Origin of the sequence: Streptomyces fractus (genome assembly GCF_049844455.1) — a bacterium.
GTDB classification, from domain to species: domain Bacteria; phylum Actinomycetota; class Actinomycetes; order Streptomycetales; family Streptomycetaceae; genus Streptomyces; species Streptomyces fractus.
Map to the genome: position 1 here is coordinate 60,007 of NZ_JBMYHI010000002.1, position 19,866 is coordinate 79,872.

At 70.9% G+C, this 19,866-nt stretch carries 16 protein-coding genes and 2 pseudogenes; 8 read left to right on the plus strand and 10 right to left on the minus strand.

Annotated features, from left to right (window positions below):
* Window position 1 precedes the first annotated feature (1 nt).
* Together ACP4E5_RS02385 and ACP4E5_RS02390 are read right to left on the minus strand one after the other, a co-directional pair.
* Window positions 2-1,351: an MFS transporter gene (locus ACP4E5_RS02385; RefSeq protein ID WP_425824999.1), complete on the minus strand. Its 1,350-nt coding sequence runs from the start codon at window positions 1,349-1,351 to the stop codon at window positions 2-4.
* Window positions 1,348-2,520, minus strand: a complete 1,173-nt coding sequence (locus tag ACP4E5_RS02390) for an acyl-CoA dehydrogenase family protein (protein WP_425825000.1) — start codon at window positions 2,518-2,520, stop codon at window positions 1,348-1,350. Before ACP4E5_RS02390 ends, ACP4E5_RS02385 begins: the two co-directional genes overlap by 4 nt.
* Window positions 2,521-2,728: 208 nt before the next feature.
* Here ACP4E5_RS02390 and ACP4E5_RS02395 point away from each other — a divergent pair, with 208 nt between their 5' ends.
* Window positions 2,729-3,397: a TetR/AcrR family transcriptional regulator gene (locus ACP4E5_RS02395; RefSeq protein WP_425825001.1), complete on the plus strand. Its 669-nt coding sequence runs from the start codon at window positions 2,729-2,731 to the stop codon at window positions 3,395-3,397.
* Between the two features lie 11 nt (window positions 3,398-3,408).
* Window positions 3,409-4,200 carry a thioesterase family protein gene (locus ACP4E5_RS02400; protein ID WP_425825002.1) on the plus strand — a complete coding sequence of 264 codons (792 nt, stop codon included), beginning with the start codon at window positions 3,409-3,411 and terminating at the stop codon, window positions 4,198-4,200.
* A 4-nt stretch (window positions 4,201-4,204) separates the two neighbouring features.
* Here ACP4E5_RS02400 and ACP4E5_RS02405 read toward each other — a convergent pair whose 3' ends face one another.
* Window positions 4,205-5,086: an isocitrate lyase/PEP mutase family protein gene (locus ACP4E5_RS02405; protein ID WP_425825003.1), complete on the minus strand. Its 882-nt coding sequence runs from the start codon at window positions 5,084-5,086 to the stop codon at window positions 4,205-4,207.
* A gap of 205 nt (window positions 5,087-5,291) precedes the next feature.
* On the opposite strand from ACP4E5_RS02405, the gene ACP4E5_RS02410 reads away from it, so the two are divergent.
* Together ACP4E5_RS02410 and ACP4E5_RS02415 are read left to right on the plus strand one after the other, a co-directional pair.
* A protein-coding gene (locus ACP4E5_RS02410) for an IS5 family transposase (protein ID WP_425825004.1) occupies window positions 5,292-6,169 on the plus strand; the annotation gives its coding sequence in 2 pieces (ribosomal slippage) (window positions 5,292-5,637 and window positions 5,637-6,169; 879 coding nt in all).
* A 119-nt stretch (window positions 6,170-6,288) separates the two neighbouring features.
* Window positions 6,289-6,761: pseudogene (locus ACP4E5_RS02415) on the plus strand (SRPBCC domain-containing protein).
* A gap of 59 nt (window positions 6,762-6,820) precedes the next feature.
* Here the strand turns inward: ACP4E5_RS02415 and ACP4E5_RS02420 are convergent.
* Window positions 6,821-7,369, minus strand: a complete 549-nt coding sequence (locus ACP4E5_RS02420) for a putative immunity protein (RefSeq protein WP_425825005.1) — start codon at window positions 7,367-7,369, stop codon at window positions 6,821-6,823.
* A 519-nt stretch (window positions 7,370-7,888) separates the two neighbouring features.
* Here ACP4E5_RS02420 and ACP4E5_RS02425 point away from each other — a divergent pair.
* A pseudogene (locus ACP4E5_RS02425) lies at window positions 7,889-8,086 on the plus strand (LCP family glycopolymer transferase); the annotation flags it as partial.
* Between the two features lie 70 nt (window positions 8,087-8,156).
* Window positions 8,157-8,744: an LCP family protein gene (locus ACP4E5_RS02430; RefSeq protein ID WP_425825006.1), complete on the plus strand. Its 588-nt coding sequence runs from the start codon at window positions 8,157-8,159 to the stop codon at window positions 8,742-8,744.
* Between the two features lie 33 nt (window positions 8,745-8,777).
* Here ACP4E5_RS02430 and ACP4E5_RS02435 read toward each other — a convergent pair whose 3' ends face one another.
* Window positions 8,778-9,269 carry a MarR family winged helix-turn-helix transcriptional regulator gene (locus ACP4E5_RS02435; RefSeq protein WP_425825007.1) on the minus strand — a complete coding sequence of 164 codons (492 nt, stop codon included), beginning with the start codon at window positions 9,267-9,269 and terminating at the stop codon, window positions 8,778-8,780.
* 141 nt (window positions 9,270-9,410) lie between these two features.
* On the opposite strand from ACP4E5_RS02435, the gene ACP4E5_RS02440 reads away from it, so the two are divergent.
* Entirely contained in the window at window positions 9,411-10,904 is a 1,494-nt protein-coding gene (locus ACP4E5_RS02440; protein ID WP_425825008.1) for a UbiD family decarboxylase, read from the plus strand.
* On the opposite strand, the gene ACP4E5_RS02445 is transcribed toward ACP4E5_RS02440, so the two are convergent.
* Window positions 10,819-11,790, minus strand: a complete 972-nt coding sequence (locus ACP4E5_RS02445) for a LysR family transcriptional regulator (RefSeq protein WP_425825009.1) — start codon at window positions 11,788-11,790, stop codon at window positions 10,819-10,821. The genes ACP4E5_RS02440 and ACP4E5_RS02445 overlap by 86 nt on opposite strands.
* Before the next feature lie 104 nt (window positions 11,791-11,894).
* Between ACP4E5_RS02445 and ACP4E5_RS02450 the strand changes: the two genes are divergently transcribed.
* Window positions 11,895-12,728, plus strand: a complete 834-nt coding sequence (locus tag ACP4E5_RS02450) for an oxidoreductase (protein WP_425825010.1) — start codon at window positions 11,895-11,897, stop codon at window positions 12,726-12,728.
* Between the two features lie 18 nt (window positions 12,729-12,746).
* Here the strand turns inward: ACP4E5_RS02450 and ACP4E5_RS02455 are convergent, their stop codons facing one another.
* The 4 genes from ACP4E5_RS02455 to ACP4E5_RS02470 form a co-directional block, all read right to left on the minus strand.
* On the minus strand, window positions 12,747-13,319 hold the full coding sequence (locus ACP4E5_RS02455) for a dihydrofolate reductase family protein (protein WP_425825011.1): 573 nt from the start codon (window positions 13,317-13,319) through the stop codon (window positions 12,747-12,749).
* A 56-nt stretch (window positions 13,320-13,375) separates the two neighbouring features.
* Window positions 13,376-15,541: a PQQ-dependent sugar dehydrogenase gene (locus tag ACP4E5_RS02460; protein ID WP_425825012.1), complete on the minus strand. Its 2,166-nt coding sequence runs from the start codon at window positions 15,539-15,541 to the stop codon at window positions 13,376-13,378.
* A gap of 54 nt (window positions 15,542-15,595) precedes the next feature.
* Window positions 15,596-16,594 carry a LamG-like jellyroll fold domain-containing protein gene (locus ACP4E5_RS02465; protein ID WP_425825013.1) on the minus strand — a complete coding sequence of 333 codons (999 nt, stop codon included), beginning with the start codon at window positions 16,592-16,594 and terminating at the stop codon, window positions 15,596-15,598.
* Window positions 16,595-16,743: 149 nt separating this feature from the next.
* The gene (locus ACP4E5_RS02470; RefSeq protein ID WP_425825014.1) at window positions 16,744-19,692 is read right to left on the minus strand and encodes an FAD-binding and (Fe-S)-binding domain-containing protein; all 2,949 of its coding nucleotides are present in this window, start codon (window positions 19,690-19,692) and stop codon (window positions 16,744-16,746) included.
* Window positions 19,693-19,866: the final 174 nt, after the last annotated feature.

Genomic DNA, 19,866 nt, shown 5'->3' on the forward strand with positions numbered 1-19,866 from the left:
GTCAGTCGCTCGCGGGGGCGGCGGCCGGGGTGTCCTGCGGGGACGCCGCCGGGGCCGCCTTCGCCCGCCGCCACGGGCCGCGGAAGAACAGCGACGCGGGGACGAACACGGCCATGCAGCACACCGAGACGATCAGCCAGGTCCGCCAGCCGTGCGCCTCGACGACGCGGGGCACGGCGATGAGCACCACCACGCCCATCACCTTGATCAGGGAGGTGAACACACCCCAGGCGGTGCCTTGCAGGCGCGGGTCGATGTCCTCGGCGTTCTCCGAGAAGTTCGCCATCCACGGGCCGTACGCGCAGCCCATCACCCCGCCGAGGAGCGCTCCGGTGATCGCGATGTGCAGGTGCGACACGTCGTCGCGTCCGACGAGGCCCGCCAGGTATGCGGTGAGCAGCACGCCGCCGACCGTTCCTCCCACGCAGAACGGCTTGCGCAGTTGCAGGCGGTCGGAGATCCGGCCGGACAGGACGAGGGTGAGGATGTTCAGCGTCCAGAACGCCGCCATGATCTGTGAGGCCGTCGCGGCGTCGAGGTCGAAGCTCTCCGCGAGCATCGTCTGCCCGTAGACGGTGAGGGTCACGTACAGCACGAGCCATGCCGCGATGCCGATGACGTGTGCCCAGATGGCGCGGTGCGCGAACAGGTCGCGGGCGCGGGGTGGCGCGGTGTGGTCCGCCCGCCCGAGGGTCTCCCGCTCGGACTGCACGATACGGGCGCGCAGTTCCGGTGAGAGGTCCGCGATGTTGAAGGCGATCACCACGGACAGCACGAGGGACACCGAACCCATGATGACGAACTGCGAGCGCCACGAGTCGTCGAGCAGCGGCAGCGTGAGGCTGGCGACCGCGGCGGCCAGGAAGCTCGCCCCGACCGGGCCCCACGTCCAGAAGCCGAAGGCCTGCGCCCGGCCCATCCGCGGCGAGAAGTCCCGTACCAGCGGCGCAGTGCCCGCCATCGCCATGCCGTCGACGACCGACAACACCGCGCGCACGGCGAGGAGTTGGCCGGTCGTGTGGACCGTGGTCATCAGGAAGCAGCAGCCCGCCGTGAGCAACAGCAGCGGCACGATGAGCCGCACCCGGCCCACGGTGTCGGTGAGCCGTCCGCCGACGATCGACGCGACGGCTCCCGCGACGAGCGCCAGCGCGGACACGGCGCCGTAGGTGGTCAGCGAGATGTCCAGGTCGTCGAGGAGCAGCGGCACGACGGGCGCGATCTGGCCCTCGTAGGAGGCGATGAGGACGGCGAGGACCGCCATCGACAGGATGCGCATCCGCTGCCCCGCGTTCGGGTACTGGTCGAGCTCGCGCACCCGGAGGAGCCCGATGCGCGGCCGCCCGGTCACTCGCCGATCCCGCCGAGTCGTACGTGCCCCTTGATGAGATTGCGGGCGATGGTGCGCTTCTGGATCTCGTCGGTGCCCTCGAAGATGCGCAGCAGCCGCAGCTCGCGGTACCAGCGTTCGATGGGCAGTTCCTTGGTGTAGCCCATGCCGCCGTGGATCTGCAGGACGCGGTCGACGACCTGGTTCGCCATCACCGCGCCGTTGAGCTTGGCGATGGAGGACGCGTGCCGGGCGTCGAGGCCCTGTTGCACGCGCCAAGCCGCGTACAGGGTGAGCCACTTCGCGGACTCGATCTCGACCTGGGAGTCGGCGATGTGCCACTGGATCGCCTGGTAGTCCGCGATGGGCCGGCCCATGGAGTGCCGCTGGCGGGCGTAGTCGACCCCCATCTGGAGCATGCGCTCGGCGGAGCCGATGGCGCGGGCGGGGATGAGGTAGCGGCCCTGGCCGATCCACTGCATGGCGAGCTGGAATCCCCGCCCCACCTCGCCGAGCACATTGCGGCCCGGCACGCGGACGTTGTCGAAGACGAGCGAGGCCGGGCCCCACTGCCCCATGGTCTCGATCGGCTCGGACTTCCAGCCCATGTCCCTGTCGACGAGGAAGCAGGTGACACCGCCGTCGGCGCCCTTGTCCGGGTCGGTCACCGCGAAGACCATCACGAAGTCGGCCTCGTTGCCGCCGGTGATGAAGGTCTTCTCGCCGGTGATCAGCCAGTCGTCGCCGTCGCGCACGGCACGGGTGCGGATGTTGCGGGCGTCGGAGCCGGCGCCGGGTTCGGTGATGGCGAAGCAGGAGCGGCGCTCGCCCTCGATGGTGGGCAGCAGGTACTGCCGCTTCTGCTCGTCGTCGCAGGCGTAGAGGATGTTGTCGGCGCCGCCGCCGAAGCTGAAGGGGACGAAGGTGCGGCCGACCTCCATGGCGATGATCGCTGACATCACGGCGCCGAGGTTCATCCCGCCGTACTCCTCCGGGGTGTTGACACCCCAGAAGCCCGCCCTGCGGGCCTTGGCGCGGATCTCGGCGACGACTTCGGGGTCGACGCCCGGCCGGCCGGCCCGTTCGTTGCGCAGGACGTCCTGCTCGAGCGGCATCACTTCCTTGGTGATGAACGCGCGCACGGTGTCCCTGATCTGACGTTCCTCGGTGGACAGGGAGAAGTCGACCATGGCAGTGCCCCTCAATCCTGGAACGGGAATCTAGGAATGTGTTCAAGTTGCCCGCGGCCCGGCGGTCGGTCAAGAGGTCGGAACGAGTTCAACCGGGCTTCTGGCGCGGCGGATCGGCTGATTCTAAAATTCGGTTCGGTACGACAGTGGGGACGGCCTTCGGTACGACGGTGGATACGCAGGGGATACGCAGGGGGTGACGACGGGCATGACACGCAAGGCGGAGCGGATCGCGGCCAAGGACAGCGCCTGGCAGTGGAGCCGCACGGAGCAGACCCGTCGGACCCTGCTGGACGCCGCCCGCGAGGTCTTCTGCGAGCAGGGGTTCACCGACACGGCGATCGTCGCGGTGGTGCGCAGGGCCGGGTCGAGCGTCGGCAGCCTGTACCACCATTTCGGCAGCAAGACGGAGCTGTTCGTGGCGCTGTGGGAGGACTACGAGAACTCCCGTGAGCGTGAGGCGGCGGAGGCGGTGGCCGCGGCGCGGGCGGCGGGCGAGACGGATCCGCTGGAGCTGTTCCTCGTCGGCACCCGTAGCTTCCTGGAGGGCTGTTGGCGGCGCCGGGACCTGATCGAACTGTGGATGGACGGCGACGGCCCGCCCGGCTTCGAGCTGATGCGCCGGGCGCGCGGACGCGAGTGGATCCGGCAGAACTCGGTGCTGCTCGAAGCGGGCAGCGAGCCCGTGGACCGGCTCGTGGTCGGCGTCCTCACCTCCGTCATCGGCGAGGCGGGCCGGGAGATCGGCACGTGTGCGCGCAAGCGGGACGCGGACGCGATCTGTCATGCCACGCTCGCCCTCATCCGCAGGCTCGATCCGCTGCACATCGATCCGCTGCGGACGACCCACCCACCTATGCACCGCCGTACGCACTGAAGGGAACACACGTGGCACAGTCCGAGGACGAGGCGCCCTACTTCACCAGGAGCGGAGACACCTTCGTGCCAGAAGTGCACGCGCGGGGCTGGTGGGCGCCCGGCACGGTGCACGGCCGACTCCTGGGAGGGCTCGCCGCGCGGGCCCTCGAGGGTGAACACGGGGCGGAGGGGCTGCACTTCGCCCGCCTCACCGTCGATCTGTTCCGCACCGCGCCGTTCGCCCCCGTCGGTGTCACCACGGAGCGGGTCCGCGACGGGCGGCGGATCCGTGTGGCGGACGCCGTCGTGCACGACGGCGACGGGAAGGCGCTGGCGCGGGCCAGTGCCGTCCTGCTGCGCACCGGCACACCACCACCGGGACACATTCCCGCGACCGGTCCGTGGGACGCTCCTGCGGCGCAGGAGCTGCTCGCCTCGCACGGCCGCACCCAGTTCTTCCGGTTCGACGAGGAACTGCGGCCCGTACGGGAGTGGCGCGGCGACCAGCGGCGGCGGTCCTGGATGCGTGACGGGCGGCCCCTGGTCGGCGGCGAGGCCCTCTCCCCGTTCGTCCGGGCCGCGCTGGCCGCCGATACCGCGAGCCCGCTCGCGCACGCGAGCGACGCCGGCCTGCGCTACATCAACGCCGACTACACCCTGTCCCTGAGCCGACTCCCGCTCAGCGACGCGATCGGCCTGGAGGCGACGGCGCACACGGCGGAGGACGGCATCGCCGTCGGGCACTGCACGCTGTACGACGAGGCGGGCCCGATCGGCTACTGCACGACGACGGCGCTGGCGAACCCCGCGCCTGAGCGGTGACCCGCTACAGGGCCTGCACTTCCCCGTACGACAGGGTGTCGCCGGTGGGCCGTCGCCCGTCGCGGATGGCCCGCGCGGTGGCCACGGCCTCGCCCAGCGCCCGGCGGTAGAGCAGCGAGCCGAGGCTGACCCGGCGGACGCCCAGCGCGGCGAGTTCGTCGAGGGTCGGGCCGGTGGGCGAGTAGAGAACATTGAGCGGGAGTTCGAAGCGGGAGACGAGGTCGCGGATCCGGTCGGGTGCGCTCAGCCCCGGCACGAACAGCCCATCGGCGCCCGCCTGTTGATACGCGGCGAGGCGTTCCTCGGTGTCCCGGTGGCGGTGGTGGCCTCCGTCCAGCCAGTACGTGTCGGTGCGAGCGTTGACGAACAGGTCGGGGACGGCCGCCTTGACCGCCTCGATCTTCGCGACGTGCAGCGCGACCGGGGCGAGGGTGCCGTCGGCGCGCCCGTCCTCAAGGTTGATCCCGGCAGCGCCCGCGGCGCTCAACTCATGGGCCAGGTCGGCGACCCGCTGCGGATCGTCACTGAATCCGCCCTCCATGTCGACGGTGAACAGCAGCGGCGTGCGGCCGAGTTGCCGGGCAAGGGCGAGCGTGGCGTCTGCGGTGACACCCTCACCGTCCGGGAGCCCGGCCGCGGCGGCCACGCCGAGACTGGTGGTCCCGATGGCCTCGAACCCGGCGCCACCCAGCGCCGCTGCGGAGGCACTGTCCCAGGCGTTCGGCAGCAGCAGCGGCGTGTTCTGACGGTGCAGGCGGGCGAACCGGCCGGCCGACGCGCCCTCCTTCCCCGCGGCAGCGGACGGCACCTCCGGCACCAGGTCCGGATCGGCCGGCGCCGCCCGCACGTCCTCGTAGCGGCGAAACTCATGCACGGTTCGGTTCATGCCACCGAAGCTAGGCGCGGAACACTTCGGAACCGGCCGAAGCGTCCCCGCGGCCGGTCGACAGCCACGACGCCAGGTCCTGTCTTCAAACTCCCGTCGTCGCCCGCAGGGCGGCGTCGCGGCGCCTGGTGCGTGCGATCGCAAGGCGCCGGAAGCTTCTAGGGGCTGTTTGAAATGTTGATCAAGGTCGTGGAACGATCTTCGGATGGCTCGTGGAGATCTGACGGACGAACAGTGGCTGCGCCTGGAGGCGGTGTTGCCGCCGTTGCCAGTGATGGGGCGCAAGCCGCGGGATCGTCGGCAGGTCTTCAACGGGATCTGGTGGCGGGCCCGGACCGGCTCGCCCTGGCGCGACATACCCGAGCGGTTCGGGCCCTGGGAGACCGCATACACGCTCTTCCGTCGCTGGCAGATCGACGGGACCTGGTCTCGCATTCTCAAGAGGCTGCAGGTCAAGGCCGACGCGGCGGGACACATCGAGTGGGAGGTGTCCGTGGACTCGACGGTCTGCCGGGCCCACCAGCATTCCGCCGGGGCTCGCAAAAGGGGGCTCGTCATCCAGGCCGGACGGACACGGACGGCCTGGCGGCCGAGCCGGACGACCATGGGCTCGGCCGCTCGCGCGGCGGGCTGAGCACCAAGCTCCACCTGGCCGCCGACGCCTCCGGACACGTCCTCGCGGCCGTGGTCACTGGAGGGCAACGCGGCGACGCACCCCAGTTCATCGAGGTCATGAGCCGGATCCGGGTACCCCGACAGGCCAGTGGCCGCCCTCGTGTCCGACCCGATCGCGTACTCGCCGACCGGGCCTACTCCTCGCGCGAGATCCGCGAGTACCTGCGCCGACGACAGATCCCGCACACCATCCCGGAGAAGCGCGACCAGGCCGGCCACCGGCGACGCCGAGGCAGTACAGGTGGCCGCCCTCCCGGCTGCGACCGCGAGAAATACAAGGCCAGACACAAAGTGGAGTGCCGAATCGGACTGCTCAAGCAGGCACGCGGCGTCGCGACACGGTACGACAAGTTGGCCGTCCGCTACGAAGCGACCGTCCAACTCACCTTGATACGGCAGTCCCTGTGACCTCATTTCAAACAGGCCCTAGTAGCGGAGCTACTCGGAGTTTTCGGCAACGCCGCGAGCGTGCGTGCCAGACGTCGCGACGCAGACGGGAGTTTGAAGACACGACCTAAGCTCGGCCGATGTACTCGACCGAGCTCTCCCAGCACGTGAACGCCCCGCGTGCCGCCGTCTACCGCGCGCTCATCGACGCGGACGCGATCGCGCACTGGCGGGTGCCCGCCGGCATGACCAGTCGTGTGCACGAGTTCGACGCCCGGGAAGGCGGAGGTTCCGCGTCTCGCTCACCTACGACGCGCCGACCGGGAGCGGCAAGTCGGCCTCGCACACCGACACGTACCACGGACACTTCGCCAGGCTCGTGCGCGACGAGCAGGTGGTCGAGGTGCTCGCCTTCGAGTCGGCGGATCCCGCGCTGCGCGACACGATGACGATGACCACCACGCTCACCGACGCGGACGGCGGCACCGAGGTGCGGATGCTGCACGAGGGCATCCCCGACGCCGTACCGGCCGACCAGAACGAGACGGGCACGCGGATGGCACTGGAGAAGCTCGCCCGGCTCGTGGAGACGGATCCGCGCTTCGGCGACTGAATCCTGGCAGCGGGACGCGTATCGGCGCGGCCCGTATCCCTTCCGCCTGCGCCTCCGCGTTACTCGTTCGCGCCGCGCAATGACGCGTCGAGCGCGCTCATCAGGTGTGCCACGCGCCCCTTCCCCTGCGGCGCCCCCGGGTACCGGCCCAGCACATCGACGAGAACGGGCGTGGCGCGCTGCCGGGCCCGTTCGATGTCCCGCTCCCCCGCCGCCGGATCGCCGCCCGCGGCCAGCTCCGCCACGCGTGCCGCGCAGGCCGCCGCGCGCAGGATGTGGCCGACCTGCGTGGCCTTCGCGATCGGATGCAGATACGCGGCGGACGCGGCGTCGCCCGCGGCGCGCGCGGCGAGCCGCACCGCTTCGGTGTCCGCCTCCGCGGCGGCCCGGTGCGCGTCGAGCGCGGTGACACGCTGCAACCGGGACCGCTTCGCACCGTTCACGAACTCCCACGCCGCCGCGACGGCCGCACGGGGCCGCGGGTCGTCCGGCACCGCCGCGTCGAACACGGGAAGGACCTGTTCGGCGCTCTGTACGGCGTACCGCGCGACCGCGCGCAGCTCGTCCATGGTCAGGTCGAAGTCGCCGCTCACGGTGGTCGTCGCCATGGCCCGATCCTCTCACCGGGGCCGGACAGGTCCACAAGCCCCGCCATGGTCGGGCCCTTCGCCTCTGTGTCCCACCCGGGTTTCCGAGCGACGGTAGATGGACGGGAGTGGAGTGTCCGTGTGCACCGCAGTGCACGGCCGCCTTCCCGAGGCCGCCCGGCGATGTCACGCCCGGCAGAACGCCGCCCGCCGACGACGAGCGCCCGGCAGCCCCGCCGCCCGCACCGTCACCGGTCCGGGCAAGGCCCTCCACGGAAAGGTCCCCCACCGATGGCCACGCGCGAAGGACGACGGTTCCCCCTGCCCAAGCGGAACCCGGACAAGCGGCGCCGCAAGGACGAGCGCACCCATAAGCAGCGCATCGTCCGCCGGATCGTCTGGGTCGTCGCGGCCCTCCTCGTCGTCTGCCTCGGAACCGCCGGCTTCGCGTACTGGCGCCTCGACCAGAACGTCTCGGGCATCGACCTGTCCAAGGTCCTGACCGACGCCGACGACTCCGGCGAGATGAACATCCTCGTGATGGGTTCGGACTCCCGTTCCGGCGACAACGGTGACCTCGCCGGGGGTGACACCGGCGGCACCTCCCGCTCGGACACCACGGCCGTCGTGCACATCAACGAGGACCACACCAAGGCCGAGACCGTGTGGATCCCGCGCGACACCCTCGTCGACATCCCCGCATGCACCGACAGCGACGGCCACGCCGTCGCCGCCCAGGACGACGCCATGTTCAACGCGGCGTACAGCGAGGGCGGCCCGGAGTGCACGGTGAAGACCGTGGAACAGAATGTCTGGCCTCGAGCTGAACCACTACGTCGAGCTCGACTTCTCCGGGTTCGTGGAGTTCATCGACGACATCGGCGGTGTCACCATCACCACGACCGAGGACATCGACGACCCCGACAGCGGCTTCGACGAGCCGGCCGGCACCCATCACCTCGACGGCGACGAGGCCCTCTCCTTCGTCCGCACCCGGCACGGCGTCGGCGACGGCTCGGACCTGGACCGCATCACGCTGGAGCAGCAGATGGCCACCGCCGTCATCACCCAGGTGAAGAGCCTCGACCTCGTCACCCACCCCAAGCAGGCCTACGACATGGCGTCCGCCCTGACGAAGTCCCTGACCACGGACACCGGCCTCGACTCGGTGAGCTCCCTGCTCGGCCTCGGCAAGAGCCTGACCGGCATCGGCTCGGACGACGTCACTCAGGTGACCCTGCCGACGGAGACCGCCCCCAGCGACCCCAACCGCGTCGTCCCCAAGGGCCCCGACGCGGGCCAGGTCTGGAACGCGCTCAAGAACGACAAGTCCATCCCGTCGTCGATCGTCCACGACCAGCGGGCAAACCCGGCGAACGCCTCGAAGTCGAAGTGACGTCGGAGTGACGCGGGAGGACGTCGTGCCGGTTCACGACTCCTGCTGACGCTCCGCCACCCGCCGTAGCATCCGCAGGAACTCCTCCCGTTCCTCCGCCGTCAGCACGTCCAGCAGCTGGTCGCTCACATCCGTGACGCCCGGCGCCAGGCGCGTCACCAGGTGACGGCCGCTCTCCGTGATGCGGACGAGTTTGCGACGGCGGTCACGTTCGTCCTTCTCGATGTCCAGCAGGCCCCGTCGGCGCAGCCGCTCGAGAAGCGGCGCGGCCGTCGACTTGTCGAGGTGGGCCATGGTTCCGAGCGTGCCCTGGTCCATGTCACCGTGCAGGTCGAGCAGGCTCAGGACGGTGAACTGCGGTCCGGTCAGGTCCTGGTGGACCTGCTCGTACCAGAACCGCGTGTGCAACTGGTTGAGCTGACGGGCGAGCGGCCCGATCCCGTCGAGCGCCGCCTCCAGCGCCTCGGCGTGCGCACTCTTCCGGGACGTCGGACGGTGAGCGGGACGGGGAGTCGGACGGGTCATCGGATGGAACCCTTCACTTGATTAGGGCGTACACGTACTTTACCGTGAGGAAAGTAGGACGTGTGCGTAATAACTGTGTGTGATGTCTTCGGGGGTGCCGATTGCCGAATCGTCGGCCCTGCCCGCAGGAAAGGGTCTGTCATGACGCAACGCGGCAGCGCGCTCAACTTCCGTGACTTCGTCGAGGAGTTGATCGAGGCCGGCGACGCGGTCGACATCCGTGTGCCGGTGAGCCCCACCCTTGAGGTCGGTGCCGTCACGCGGCGCGTGTACGAGACACGGGGCCCCGCTCCCCTGTTCAGCAACCTCACCGAGGGCGCGCCCGGGCACCGCATTCTCGGTGCGCCCGCAGGCCTCACCGGTCGCGCGGACGGCGCGTACGGGCGGCTCGCCGCGCGCTTCGGGCTTCCTCGCGGGACCACGCCGAGCGAACTCCTCGAACGGCTCATCTCGGCGATGCACGCCGATCCCCTCCCTCCGCGCGTCGTGGACGGCGGGCTCTGCAAGGAGAACGTGCTGACGGGCGAGGACGTCGACCTCACCCGCTTCCCCGTCCCGCTGCTGCACGCCGAGGACGGCGGCCGCTACTTCGGGACGTACGGCTTCCACGTCGTGCGCACGCCCGACGGCCGGTGGACGAGCTGGTCCGTCAGCCGCACGATGCTGCACGGGCCGCGCACGCTCGTCGGGCCCGCCATGCCGCAGCAGCACCTCGGCATGATCCACCAGATGTGGCGGGAGCGCGGCGAGCCCACGCCCTGGGCGATGGTCCTCGGCGCCCCACCCGCCGCGCTGGCGGCCGCGGGCATGCCGCTGCCCGCCGAAGTGAACGAGGACGGGTACGTGGGCGCCCTCGCCGGCAGCCCCGTCGACGTCGTCAGGACCGAGCTGCACGACCTGTACGTACCGGCCAACTCCGAGATCGTGCTGGAGGGTTGGATCAGTCCGGACGAGACCGCTCCCGAGGGGCCGATGGGCGAGTACCACGGGTATTCGTTCGCCGGGAGCAAGCGGCAGCCCGTCTTCCACGTGGAGACCGTCACCCACCGCGACGACCCGATCCTGCCGGTGTGTGTGGCGGGTCTGCCGCCGGAGGAGAACCACACCATCTGGGGCACGATGATCTCGGCGACCAGCCTGGACCTGCTGCGGTCGAGCGGGCTGCCCGTCTCCATGGCCTGGTGCTCGTACGAGGCCGCGACCTGCTGGATCGCCATCGCCGTGGACATCGGGCGGCTGGCCGGGTCGGCGATGAGCGAGCGTCAACTGGCCGACGCCGTCGCCGAGGTGTTGTTCGGCTCGCACACCGGATGGCTCGTCCCGAAGGTGATCCTGGTCGCCGACGACATCGACGTCACCGACATCGATCAGTTGGTGTGGGCGATGGCGACGCGCTACCACCCCGGCACCGGCGAGTACGTGTACCCGGAAGCGCCCGGCATCCCGTTGGTTCCCTACCTCACGCCGGAGGAGGCGCGCGCGGGTCGCGGCGGCAAGGCCGTCATCAGCTGCCTGCTCCCCGCTCAACTGGCGGGTGACACACCTGGGATCACCGCTTCGTTCCGGAATTCCTTCCCCGAGGACGTGCGGAGCCGGGTGGTGGAGAACTGGGCGGAGTACGGGTTCCGTCACTGACGGCCTCGGCGGCGCGCGCGTAGGCGTGCACCAGCGGGCGGCGGTCGTCGGCGCGCCAGGCGAGGACGAAGCGGCTGGGTGAGATGCCGTGGGCGGGGCGGGTGACGACGCCGCCGAGGGTGACCAGCGGCGCGTTGCCGAGCGCGAGCAGGACGACGCCGAGTTCCGCGGCGAGCGCCTCGTACGTCTCCTCGGTGCTGGCCACCTCCGCCCCGATGACCGCGGGTTTCCCGTCGCGGGCGTCGGTGGCGAGCCAGTAGTCCCGCAGCGGACCGGCGCTGTCGGGCAGCGCGAGGAACGGCTCGTTCAGGAGGTCCGCGAAGTCGACGGTCTCGCGGCCGGCCAGAGGGTGTGTCGCGGCCATGGCGACCAGGCGGGGCTCCTCGGCGACCGGCACCCACCGGTAGCGCTCCTGGTCCGGCAGGGGCAGCCAGACGAACGCCACGTCGCTCGCGCCGTCGGCGAGCCCCGCGGTCGAGTCGTCCCAGGACACCTGGCGGACCCGGAGCCGGGCGCCCGGATGCTCGGCGGTGAAGCGGGAGCGGATCGCCGGCAGCACGCCGCCGCGCCCCGGGCTCGTACTCATCCCCACCACGAGGGCCGCGGCCCGCTCGGCCACCACCTTGGCGACCGACTCCCGCGCCGCCTCCCACTCGGCGACCATCCGCTGAGCGTGCGGCAGCAGCGCCGCCCCCGCCTCGGTCAGCCGCACCTCGCGCCGGTCGCGCTCGAAGAGCGCTGCCCCCATCTGCTTCTCCAGCATCCTGATCTGCTTGCTCAGCGCGGGCTGCGAGACGTACAGGCGCTCCGCCGCCCGCGTGAAGTGGAGCTCCTCGGCCACCACGGTGAAGTACCTCAGGTCCCGCCCATGAACGTCCATAACCATCGGCTATCACAGCAGATCTTGGACGGGCAACTGGCCTGCACCGCAAGGTGGTTCACAGACAGGCCGCCGACAACGGCGGCCCGCCCGGATCGAGGGGAAACACCATGAACAGGGTTTGGCTGGTCACGGGAGCGAGCAGCGGGTTCGGCCGGGCGATCACCGAGGCGGCGGTGGCCGCGGGGGACGTCGTGGTGGCCGCAGCCCGCCGCACCGCGCCGCTCGATGACCTGGTCGCCGCGCATCCGGACCAGGTCGAGACGCTGGCGCTCGACGTCACCGCCATCGGCGACGTGCAGGCCGCGGTGGACGGCGTGGCCGCCCGGCACGGCCGGATCGACGTCCTGGTCAACAACGCGGGCCGTGGCATGGTCGGGGCGGTCGAGGAGGCCACGGACGCGGAGCTGCGGGACCTGATGGACCTGCACTTCTTCGGCCCGGCCGCGCTCACCCGGGCCGTCCTGCCGCACATGCGGCGCCGCGGCTCTGGCACCATCGTCCAACTGACCAGTATGGGTGGCCGGTTCGCCTTCGCCGGGGTCGGCGCCTACTGCGCCACCAAGTTCGCCCTGGAGGGGCTCTCCGAGGCGCTGGCCGCCGAGGTCGCGCCGCTCGGTATCCGGGTGCTGATCGTCGAGCCGGGAGCGTTCCGGACCGGCTTCGCCGGGTCCGCCGATCTGACCCCCGTGTCCACGCTGGACGCGTACCAGGACACCGTGGGCCCCGTCCTGACCGCGTTGCCGGGCGGCAGCGGCCAGGAGCCCGGCGACCCGGCCAAGGCCGCGGCCGCGATCCTGACCGCCGTGGACGCGGACGAGGCGCCGCTGCGGCTGCCGCTCGGCAATGACGCGGTCGACGCGATCTCCGCCCAACTCGACGGCGCCCGCGCCGAGTTGGGCGCCTGGGAGAAGCTCGCCCGTTCCACCGACTTCGAGGCGTGACGGGACGCCCCACGGGCTTCAGCGCACGACGTCGAACACGTTCTTCTGCAGCCCGTTCGCGTACGCCTCGTGCTCGACGAGCTTCAGGGCTTGCGTGTCCTTGTCCGTGGCGCTGAACAGCCGCTTGCCCGCGCCGAGCAGCAGCGGGAACACCAGCAGGTGGTAGCGGTCGATGAGGCCCGCGTCCGACAGGTGATGGTTGAGGGTGGCGCTGCCGTGCATGATGATCGGGCCACCCTCGGTCTCCTTCAGCGCGGCGACCTCGTCGAGCGAGCGCAGGATCGTCGTCTCGCCCCAACCGGACACCAGGTCCCCCGACTTGAGGGTGGTGGACACGACGTACTTCGGCATCGGCTTGTACTCGGCGAACTCCTCCATGCCGGGCCACACCGGGCTGAACGCCTCGTAGCTGACCCGGCCGAACAGCATCGCGGTGGCCTCGGTCTGCTCACGCCCCTTGATCTCGAACGCCTCGGGCACGAAGTCGACGCCCTTGAACGTCCACCCGGAGTTGCGGTACCCGGGCTCCCCGCCCGGCGCCTCCATGACTCCGTCGAGGGACACGAAGGCCGTGCTGATGAGCGTACGCATGTCGGATCTCCCTGGTTCTTCACTGGCCGCCGGTCGGCGCGTGCATCAACTCACACTCATTGACCGGCGATCGTGTCAGAACTCATCGGACCTTGACGGGACGCCGCGCTCCCGGACACCTTCAGATCACGCAGCCGCCCGACGTTGTCGAACGAACCGAAGCCGATCCGCCCGTCCCCGGGGCGCGCGCTCACCGCCGTCATCAGCGGGTACCGCGAACCGTCCACGTATACGGCCGTCTCCCCGGTCTCCCCGCAGCGCACCACCGTGACGTCGTGCCACGCGGCGTCGCTGATCGCGGGCGGTGCGCCGGTGGCGCCGTCCCACTGGTCCTCCACGCGCAGCCGGTCGGCATCGTCCACCGTGAAGATTCCGTTGTGCGGGTAGATGGTGTTGTCCTGCGAGAGGTGCGCGTAGCCGAACTTCGTGTCCGACTCGTGGCCGAAGACGAGGATCACATCCCGGTTGTCGACGTCGACGGGGGTGTCGATGCGCACCTGTGCGTCGATGCGTACGTTGCGGAACGCGGGTCCCGCGGTGAGGACGGCGTACTCGAAGGGGCGGCGCGGGCCGGGGCGTGAGACGCCGGGCTCCGTCATGATCGCCTGACCGTTGGTGAACTGCCATTTGGACGGGGTGATCGGCGCCCAGTTCTCCGCACCCATCACGTTGGTGAGCGTGGTGCCGTGGGTGTCGCAGCTCGCGAACCTGCGGGTCCCGGTGACCTTCCAGATCTTGCCGTTGGCCTTGGAGAGCAGATACAGCTCGCCGTCGGCGTCCTGCCCGAACCTCAGGTCGACGCGCTTGTCACCGGCGAGCTCCTGCATGGACACCCGCTTGCCCGATGTCGCGTCGTAGACCATCAGGCTGTACGTACGGGCCAGCCGCTGTTCGGCTCCCGGCTTCGCGCGGCGCATGTCGTCGGTGTCGGTGTAGAGCAGCCGGCCGTCGACGATGTCGCCGAAGAGGTACTTGCCCTGCAGGCCGCGCAGTTCATGGCCGCGGTAGACGTAGCCGCCGGAGATGCCGCGGCCCACATCGGACTTGCAGTCCCAGTCGGCCGGTGGGTCGTGGTCGTAGGCGGCGACCGGATAGGTGTAGCCGTTCTTCGCGTCGTCGGCGGGCAGCGGAAGGATCTTGGCGCACGGGTCGGTGGCCTTCTTGTCGAAGACGAAGGCGCCTTCGCGTTCGCTCCAGCCGTAGTTGTCGCCGGCCTTCACCTCGTAGACGGACTCGATGGCGTGCTCGCCGACGTGCGAGAGGAACATGCGGTGGCTGCGCGGGTCCCAGCTGAAGCGGTGCGGGTCGCGCATCCCGATCGCGTAGATCTCGCCGAGGGTGCCCGGCTCGCCCACGAACGGGTTGGTGGGCGGGATCCCGTACTCGCCGTTGGCGCTGTTGTCGCCGCGCGGGTCGATGCGCAGGAGCTTGCCGTGCGGGATGGCCCGGTTCTGCGGGTCGCCGGTGGTCGAGCCCTTTCCGCCGTCGCCGACCGCGATGTAGAGCAGCCCGTAGTCCTCGTCGCCCGGCTTCGCGGTCGGGTTGAAGTCGATCTGCTGCACGCCGTGGACCTGGCCGTTGAAGCCGATGCGCAGAATCTCGCGGTGGGTGCCGGAGAACGTGCTCGCGCTCGGGTCGTCGGCCGTCCACTCGGTGACGATGCCGAGGAATCCGGAGGGGCTGGGCTGCTCGAAGTCCGGTTTCTTGTCGGTGAGTTCGGGCTTCTCGGTGTGGACGGTGTAGAAGCGTCCGTTGTGCCGGAAGTCCGGGTCGAAGGCGACGTAGCCGAAGCCGGTGCCGAGGCCCCGGCTGGCGTAGAAGGCGGAGGAGAACTCCTTGTACAGGTCCAGGTAGGGGTGCTGCCCCGAACCGTCCTTGTTGAGGGAGTACAGGGTGCCGTTCTGGTCGGCGACGGCCAGGCGGCCGGAGCCGTCCGGGAACTGCGAGAGGTAGTTGATCCGGTTGTACCGGACGAGACGGTCGTCCTCGACCGGCCCCGGGAGCGGCTCGGACTTCGGGAGCTGCGCGAACTCCTTGACCTCGAGGCCGAGGCCCGAGGTGGTGGGCTTCTCGGGGATGGGGTCGGTGACGGCGGCGGTGGCCCCTTCGGTCGGCGCTTCGGCCGCGCCGGCCGGGGCCACGGTGAGGAACGCGGCGAGCAGGGCACCGGTCAGCAGGGGAACCAGGAGAGATCTCTTACGGGGACGGACGTGCGACGTCACGGGTGCTCCCTTCGTACGAGGTGCTCAGGAAGTGCGAGGCGCAGGAATGTGAGGTCAGGCGGCGGGCCGACCGCCTGTCAGGCGGTACTCGGCCATCACTTGTCCGGGGGTGGCCGCCCGGTCCAGGAACAGCAGGTCGTCCATGCGGCAATTGCAGGGATTGGCCTCGCGGGTGTTCTGCGGGAAGCTCCCGCCGATCTTGATGCCGCGCGGGTCGGTCGGCGAGGCGACATCGGGTTCCGGTGCGCCTTCGAGAGCCCACGGGTCGTCGTCTCGTACGTAAGTCCCGGGCAGGGGACGGCCGTTGCGGTAGAGGGCCATCGCGCCCGTGTCGAAGTCGAAGGTGGCGGCCAGGTGGACCCACTTGCCGTCGGGCAGATGTGTGCGCCAGTCGCCGTCGGCGGCGAAGGTCTGCGAGGCGGAACCGTCCACCCGGCGGCCGAGCGCGACCAGGCGCAACTCGCCGTCGACGTCGATCACTTCGAGCAGCGCCCGCACGTCGTGCCCGTTGGAGTCCCCGGTCAGGACGCCCGCGAGGCCGATGGCGTTGTAGAGGTCGGACGGGTCCGCGGTTCCCGTGTTGGGGCTCGGGTTCTGCCCGGTGGTACGGAACCAGCCCATCACGGACGCCTGCCGCGCCCCGTTCAACGCGTGCAGCGAGGCCGCGCCCTGCGGGTCGTACAGGCCCGCTTTCCAGTCGTCGTTGCCCGCCGTGTCCGCACCCACCTGCCGCGTCTGAAGGACGTGGCCGCGGCGCGGATCGGCGTCGTCGCGCACGCGCATCGCCGCCCCTCCGTTGACCAGCGACAGGGTGGTGCCGGAGGGCCCGATGTCCAGTTCACGCCCGGCGTCCGCGGGGTCCGGGTGCTCGAAGTCGTAGCCCGCGACCAGGCTTCCGCGGATTCCGCTCGGACTGTGCGGCGCGGCCGATGGCCCGGGCGGTGTGGCGAACGCGGTGGTCAGCAGCGCGGCGCCGACCGCCGTCGCGGCGGTCCATGGTCTCGGCCGTAAGGATCTGCGACGGCGCGGTGACGTGGTGACGCGAGGCGTCATGTCCCCTCCCCAGGGCAAGCGATGAAAGCGCTTCCTGCGATGACTGCTGCAACGTACAAAGATCGCGGGGGCACGGCAAGGGATTGGACAGCACTCATTCCGGTTCGGCGACGCGCGGCGCGCATCGCCGTCCGGTCACGCTCCGGCGGTCAGTCGCCGCGACGCCCCCGCAGCGCGTCCCTGAGCAGTTCCGCGAGGTGGCGTGGCCGGCGGTCGGAGAGCTGGGTGATCTGGGTGCGGCAGCTGTAGCCGTCCGCGAGGACCACCGTGTCGTCGGCCGCCTCGCGCAGGGCCGGGACGAGGGCCTGTTCGCCGACCGCGACCGACACGTCGTAGTGGCCGTCCTCGAAGCCGAAGTTGCCGGCCAGGCCGCAGCAGCCGGAGTCGAGGCGGCCGCTGTCCACGCCGACACGGGCGAGCACCCGGTCGTCCGCCTTGCTGCCGAGTGTGGCGTGCTGGTGGCAGTGGGTCTGGGTCAGGGCGGTGACGTCGTCGAGCCGGCCGAGGTCGACGTCGGGGGCGCGCCGGTCGAGGAGTTCGGCGAGGGTCACGGTCTGTTCGGCGAGACGCTTCGCGCGCGGGTCGCCGGGGAACAGCTCCGTGGCGTCCGAGCGGAACAACGAGGTGCAGCTGGGCTCGAGGCCGACCAGCGGCATGCCCTCGCGGAGGTACGGGTCGACCGCCTTGAGGGTGCGCTCCAACACCTTCTTGGCCATGTCGAGCTGGCCCGTGGTGTGCCAGGTCAGGCCGCAGCAGAGGCGGTCGGGCGGCAGGACGACCTCGAAGCCGGCGTGTTCGAGGACGACGACGGCGGCGCGGCCGACCTCGGGTGACATGAACTCCGTGAAGGTGTCCGGCCAGAGCAGGACCTTGCCCCTGCTGCCGGGTGCCGGTACGTTGCGGCGCTTCTTGAAGCTCGTACGGAAGCGGCGTCCCGCGAAGGGCGGGACGGGGCGCTCGGCGGCGATGCCGCCCGCCTTCTTCAGAAGGGTGGCGGCCTTCTTGTTGCGTGTCACCGCGTTGACGAGGCTCGGCGCGAGGCCCGCGAGGTGGGACCACAGGGGCAGCCAGCCGAGTGCGTAGTGGGAGGCGGGGCGGCGCTTGCCCTTGTAGTGGTGGTGCAGGAACTCCGCCTTGTAGGAGGCCATGTCGACGCCCACGGGGCAGTCGCTCTTGCAGCCCTTGCAGGACAGGCACAGGTCGAGCGCCTCGGCGGCCTCCTCGGACTGCCAGCCGTCGGTGATGACGTCGCCCTGCACCATTTCGTAGAGCACGCGTGCGCGCCCGCGCGTGGAGTCCTTCTCGTCCCCGGTCGCGCGGTAGCTGGGGCACATCACGCCGCCGGACGCGGTGCGGCACTTGGCGATGCCGACGCAGCGGCGCAGCGCCTTCGTGAGGTCGCCGTCGTCCTCGGCGAGGGCGAGCGTGGTGGTGAGCTGGAGGGTGGGGCGGTGGCCCGCGGTGATGCGCAGGCGTTCGTCGGCGGGGCGCGGGTGGACGAGGATGCCGGGGTTGAGCCGGTTCTCCGGGTCCCAGACGGCCTTGAACTCGCCGAACGCCTCCATCGCCTCCTCGCTGTAGACCAGCGGCAGGAATTCGGCGCGGGCCTGCCCGTCACCGTGTTCGCCGGAGAGCGTGCCGCCGTGCCGGGCGACGAGTTCGGCCGCGTCCTTCATGAACGTACGGAAGACGCGCACCCCTTCGGCCGTCCCGTGGTCGAAGTCGATGCGGATGTGCACGCAGCCCTCGCCGAAGTGGCCGTACGGGGTGCCCTGGAGGCCGTGCGATTCCAGCAGGGCGGCCAGGTCGCGCAGGTAGTCGCCGAGGTGTTCGACGGGGACGGCGGAGTCCTCCCAGCCGGGCCAGGCCTCGGAGCCGTCGGGTGCGCGGGTGGCGAGGCCCGAGCTGTCCTCGCGGATGCGCCACAGGGCGGCCTGTTCCGCCGGGTTCTGCACGAGGCGTACGTCGACGGCGCCAGTGTCCTTCAACAGGGCCTCGGCGCGGGCCTGTTCGGCCTCCGGGTCGGGTGTCGCGTCCGCGTGGCCGAACTCGCACAGCAGCCAGCCCGCGCCCTCCGGGAGCATCTCCTCGGGGCGGGCGTCGGGGACGTTGCGCCGCAGTGCCGCGACCTGGTCGCCTCCCAGGCCCTCGCAGGCGATGGGGTCGTGGCGCAGGACGTGGCGTGCGGCGTCGCCCGCGGCGGGGAGGTCGGAGAAGCCGAGCGCCACGAGGGTGCGGCGGGCGGGGAGTTCGACGAGCTTGACGGTGGCGGAGACGACGACCGCGCACGTGCCCTCGGTGCCGACGAGCGCCGCCGCGAGGTCGAAGCCCTTCTCGGGCAGGAGGTGTTCGAGGCTGTAGCCGGAGACCTGGCGGCGGAAGCGGCCGAACTCCGTGCGCAGCATGGCCAGATGCCGGTCACGCAGGTCACGCAGGCGGGCGTGGATCTCGCCGGTGCGGCCACCCTCGTCCATGACGTGCTGAAGTTCGTCGGCGTCCAGGGAGCGCAGCCGGATGCGTTCGCCGTCGTAGGTGAGGACCTCGAGTTCGACGATGTTGTCGGCGGTGCGGCCCCAGGCCACCGAGTGGGTGCCGCAGGCGTTGTTGCCGATCATGCCGCCGATGGTGCAGCGGGCGTGCGTGGAGGGGTCGGGGCCGAAGCGCAGGCCGTGCGGCTTGCAGGCGTCCTGGAGGCGGTCGAGGACGACGCCGGGTTCGACGCGGGCGGTGTGCGCCTCGGCGTCGATCTCGACGATGCGGTTGAGGCTGCGGGAGGTGTCGATGACGACGCCGTCGCCGACGGCCTGTCCGGCGATCGAGGTGCCGGCGCCGCGCAGGGTGACCGCGACGTCGAGACCGTGGCAGGCCGCGAGCGCCGCCGCCAACTCGTCCGTGTCGGCGGGCAGCACGACGGCCGCGGGCACCTGCCGGTACACGGAGGCGTCCTGCGCGTACTCGGCGCGCCGCCGCTTGCCGAAGGCGACCTCGCCGTGCGGCACGGCGTCCCGCAGCGCGCGCTCCAGCTTCTGCAGCGTCGCCGGGTCGGGCGCGTCCGGGCGGGGCGCGGCGGATCCGGTCGTGGCGACGGGGGCGGACATGGTGGCTCCTTCGGGCGGGCGGCGGGATGCTGCTGGAGGTGAAGGGTCTCAAGATCGCTGCGGCGGGGTGGCGGAATCGCTGCATCACGGGGTGGCGGGGCACACCGTGACATCCCCGGCCGGGCCGTGATCACCCGGTATATGACGAGCCGCCGCCCCGACGCACTGTCGCCC

Coding starts and splice junctions, on each gene's coding strand:
- ACP4E5_RS02390 (WP_425825000.1), bottom strand. CDS start 2,520: ATGGTCGACTTCTCCCTGTCCACCGAGGAACGTCAGATCAGGGACACC.
- ACP4E5_RS02395 (WP_425825001.1), top strand. CDS start 2,729: ATGACACGCAAGGCGGAGCGGATCGCGGCCAAGGACAGCGCCTGGCAG.
- ACP4E5_RS02405 (WP_425825003.1), bottom strand. CDS start 5,086: ATGAACCGAACCGTGCATGAGTTTCGCCGCTACGAGGACGTGCGGGCG.
- ACP4E5_RS02420 (WP_425825005.1), bottom strand. CDS start 7,369: ATGGCGACGACCACCGTGAGCGGCGACTTCGACCTGACCATGGACGAG.
- ACP4E5_RS02430 (WP_425825006.1), top strand. CDS start 8,157: ATGTCTGGCCTCGAGCTGAACCACTACGTCGAGCTCGACTTCTCCGGG.
- ACP4E5_RS02435 (WP_425825007.1), bottom strand. CDS start 9,269: ATGACCCGTCCGACTCCCCGTCCCGCTCACCGTCCGACGTCCCGGAAG.
- ACP4E5_RS02440 (WP_425825008.1), top strand. CDS start 9,411: ATGACGCAACGCGGCAGCGCGCTCAACTTCCGTGACTTCGTCGAGGAG.
- ACP4E5_RS02445 (WP_425825009.1), bottom strand. CDS start 11,790: ATGGTTATGGACGTTCATGGGCGGGACCTGAGGTACTTCACCGTGGTG.
- ACP4E5_RS02450 (WP_425825010.1), top strand. CDS start 11,895: ATGAACAGGGTTTGGCTGGTCACGGGAGCGAGCAGCGGGTTCGGCCGG.
- ACP4E5_RS02455 (WP_425825011.1), bottom strand. CDS start 13,319: ATGCGTACGCTCATCAGCACGGCCTTCGTGTCCCTCGACGGAGTCATG.
- ACP4E5_RS02465 (WP_425825013.1), bottom strand. CDS start 16,594: ATGACGCCTCGCGTCACCACGTCACCGCGCCGTCGCAGATCCTTACGG.
- ACP4E5_RS02470 (WP_425825014.1), bottom strand. CDS start 19,692: ATGTCCGCCCCCGTCGCCACGACCGGATCCGCCGCGCCCCGCCCGGAC.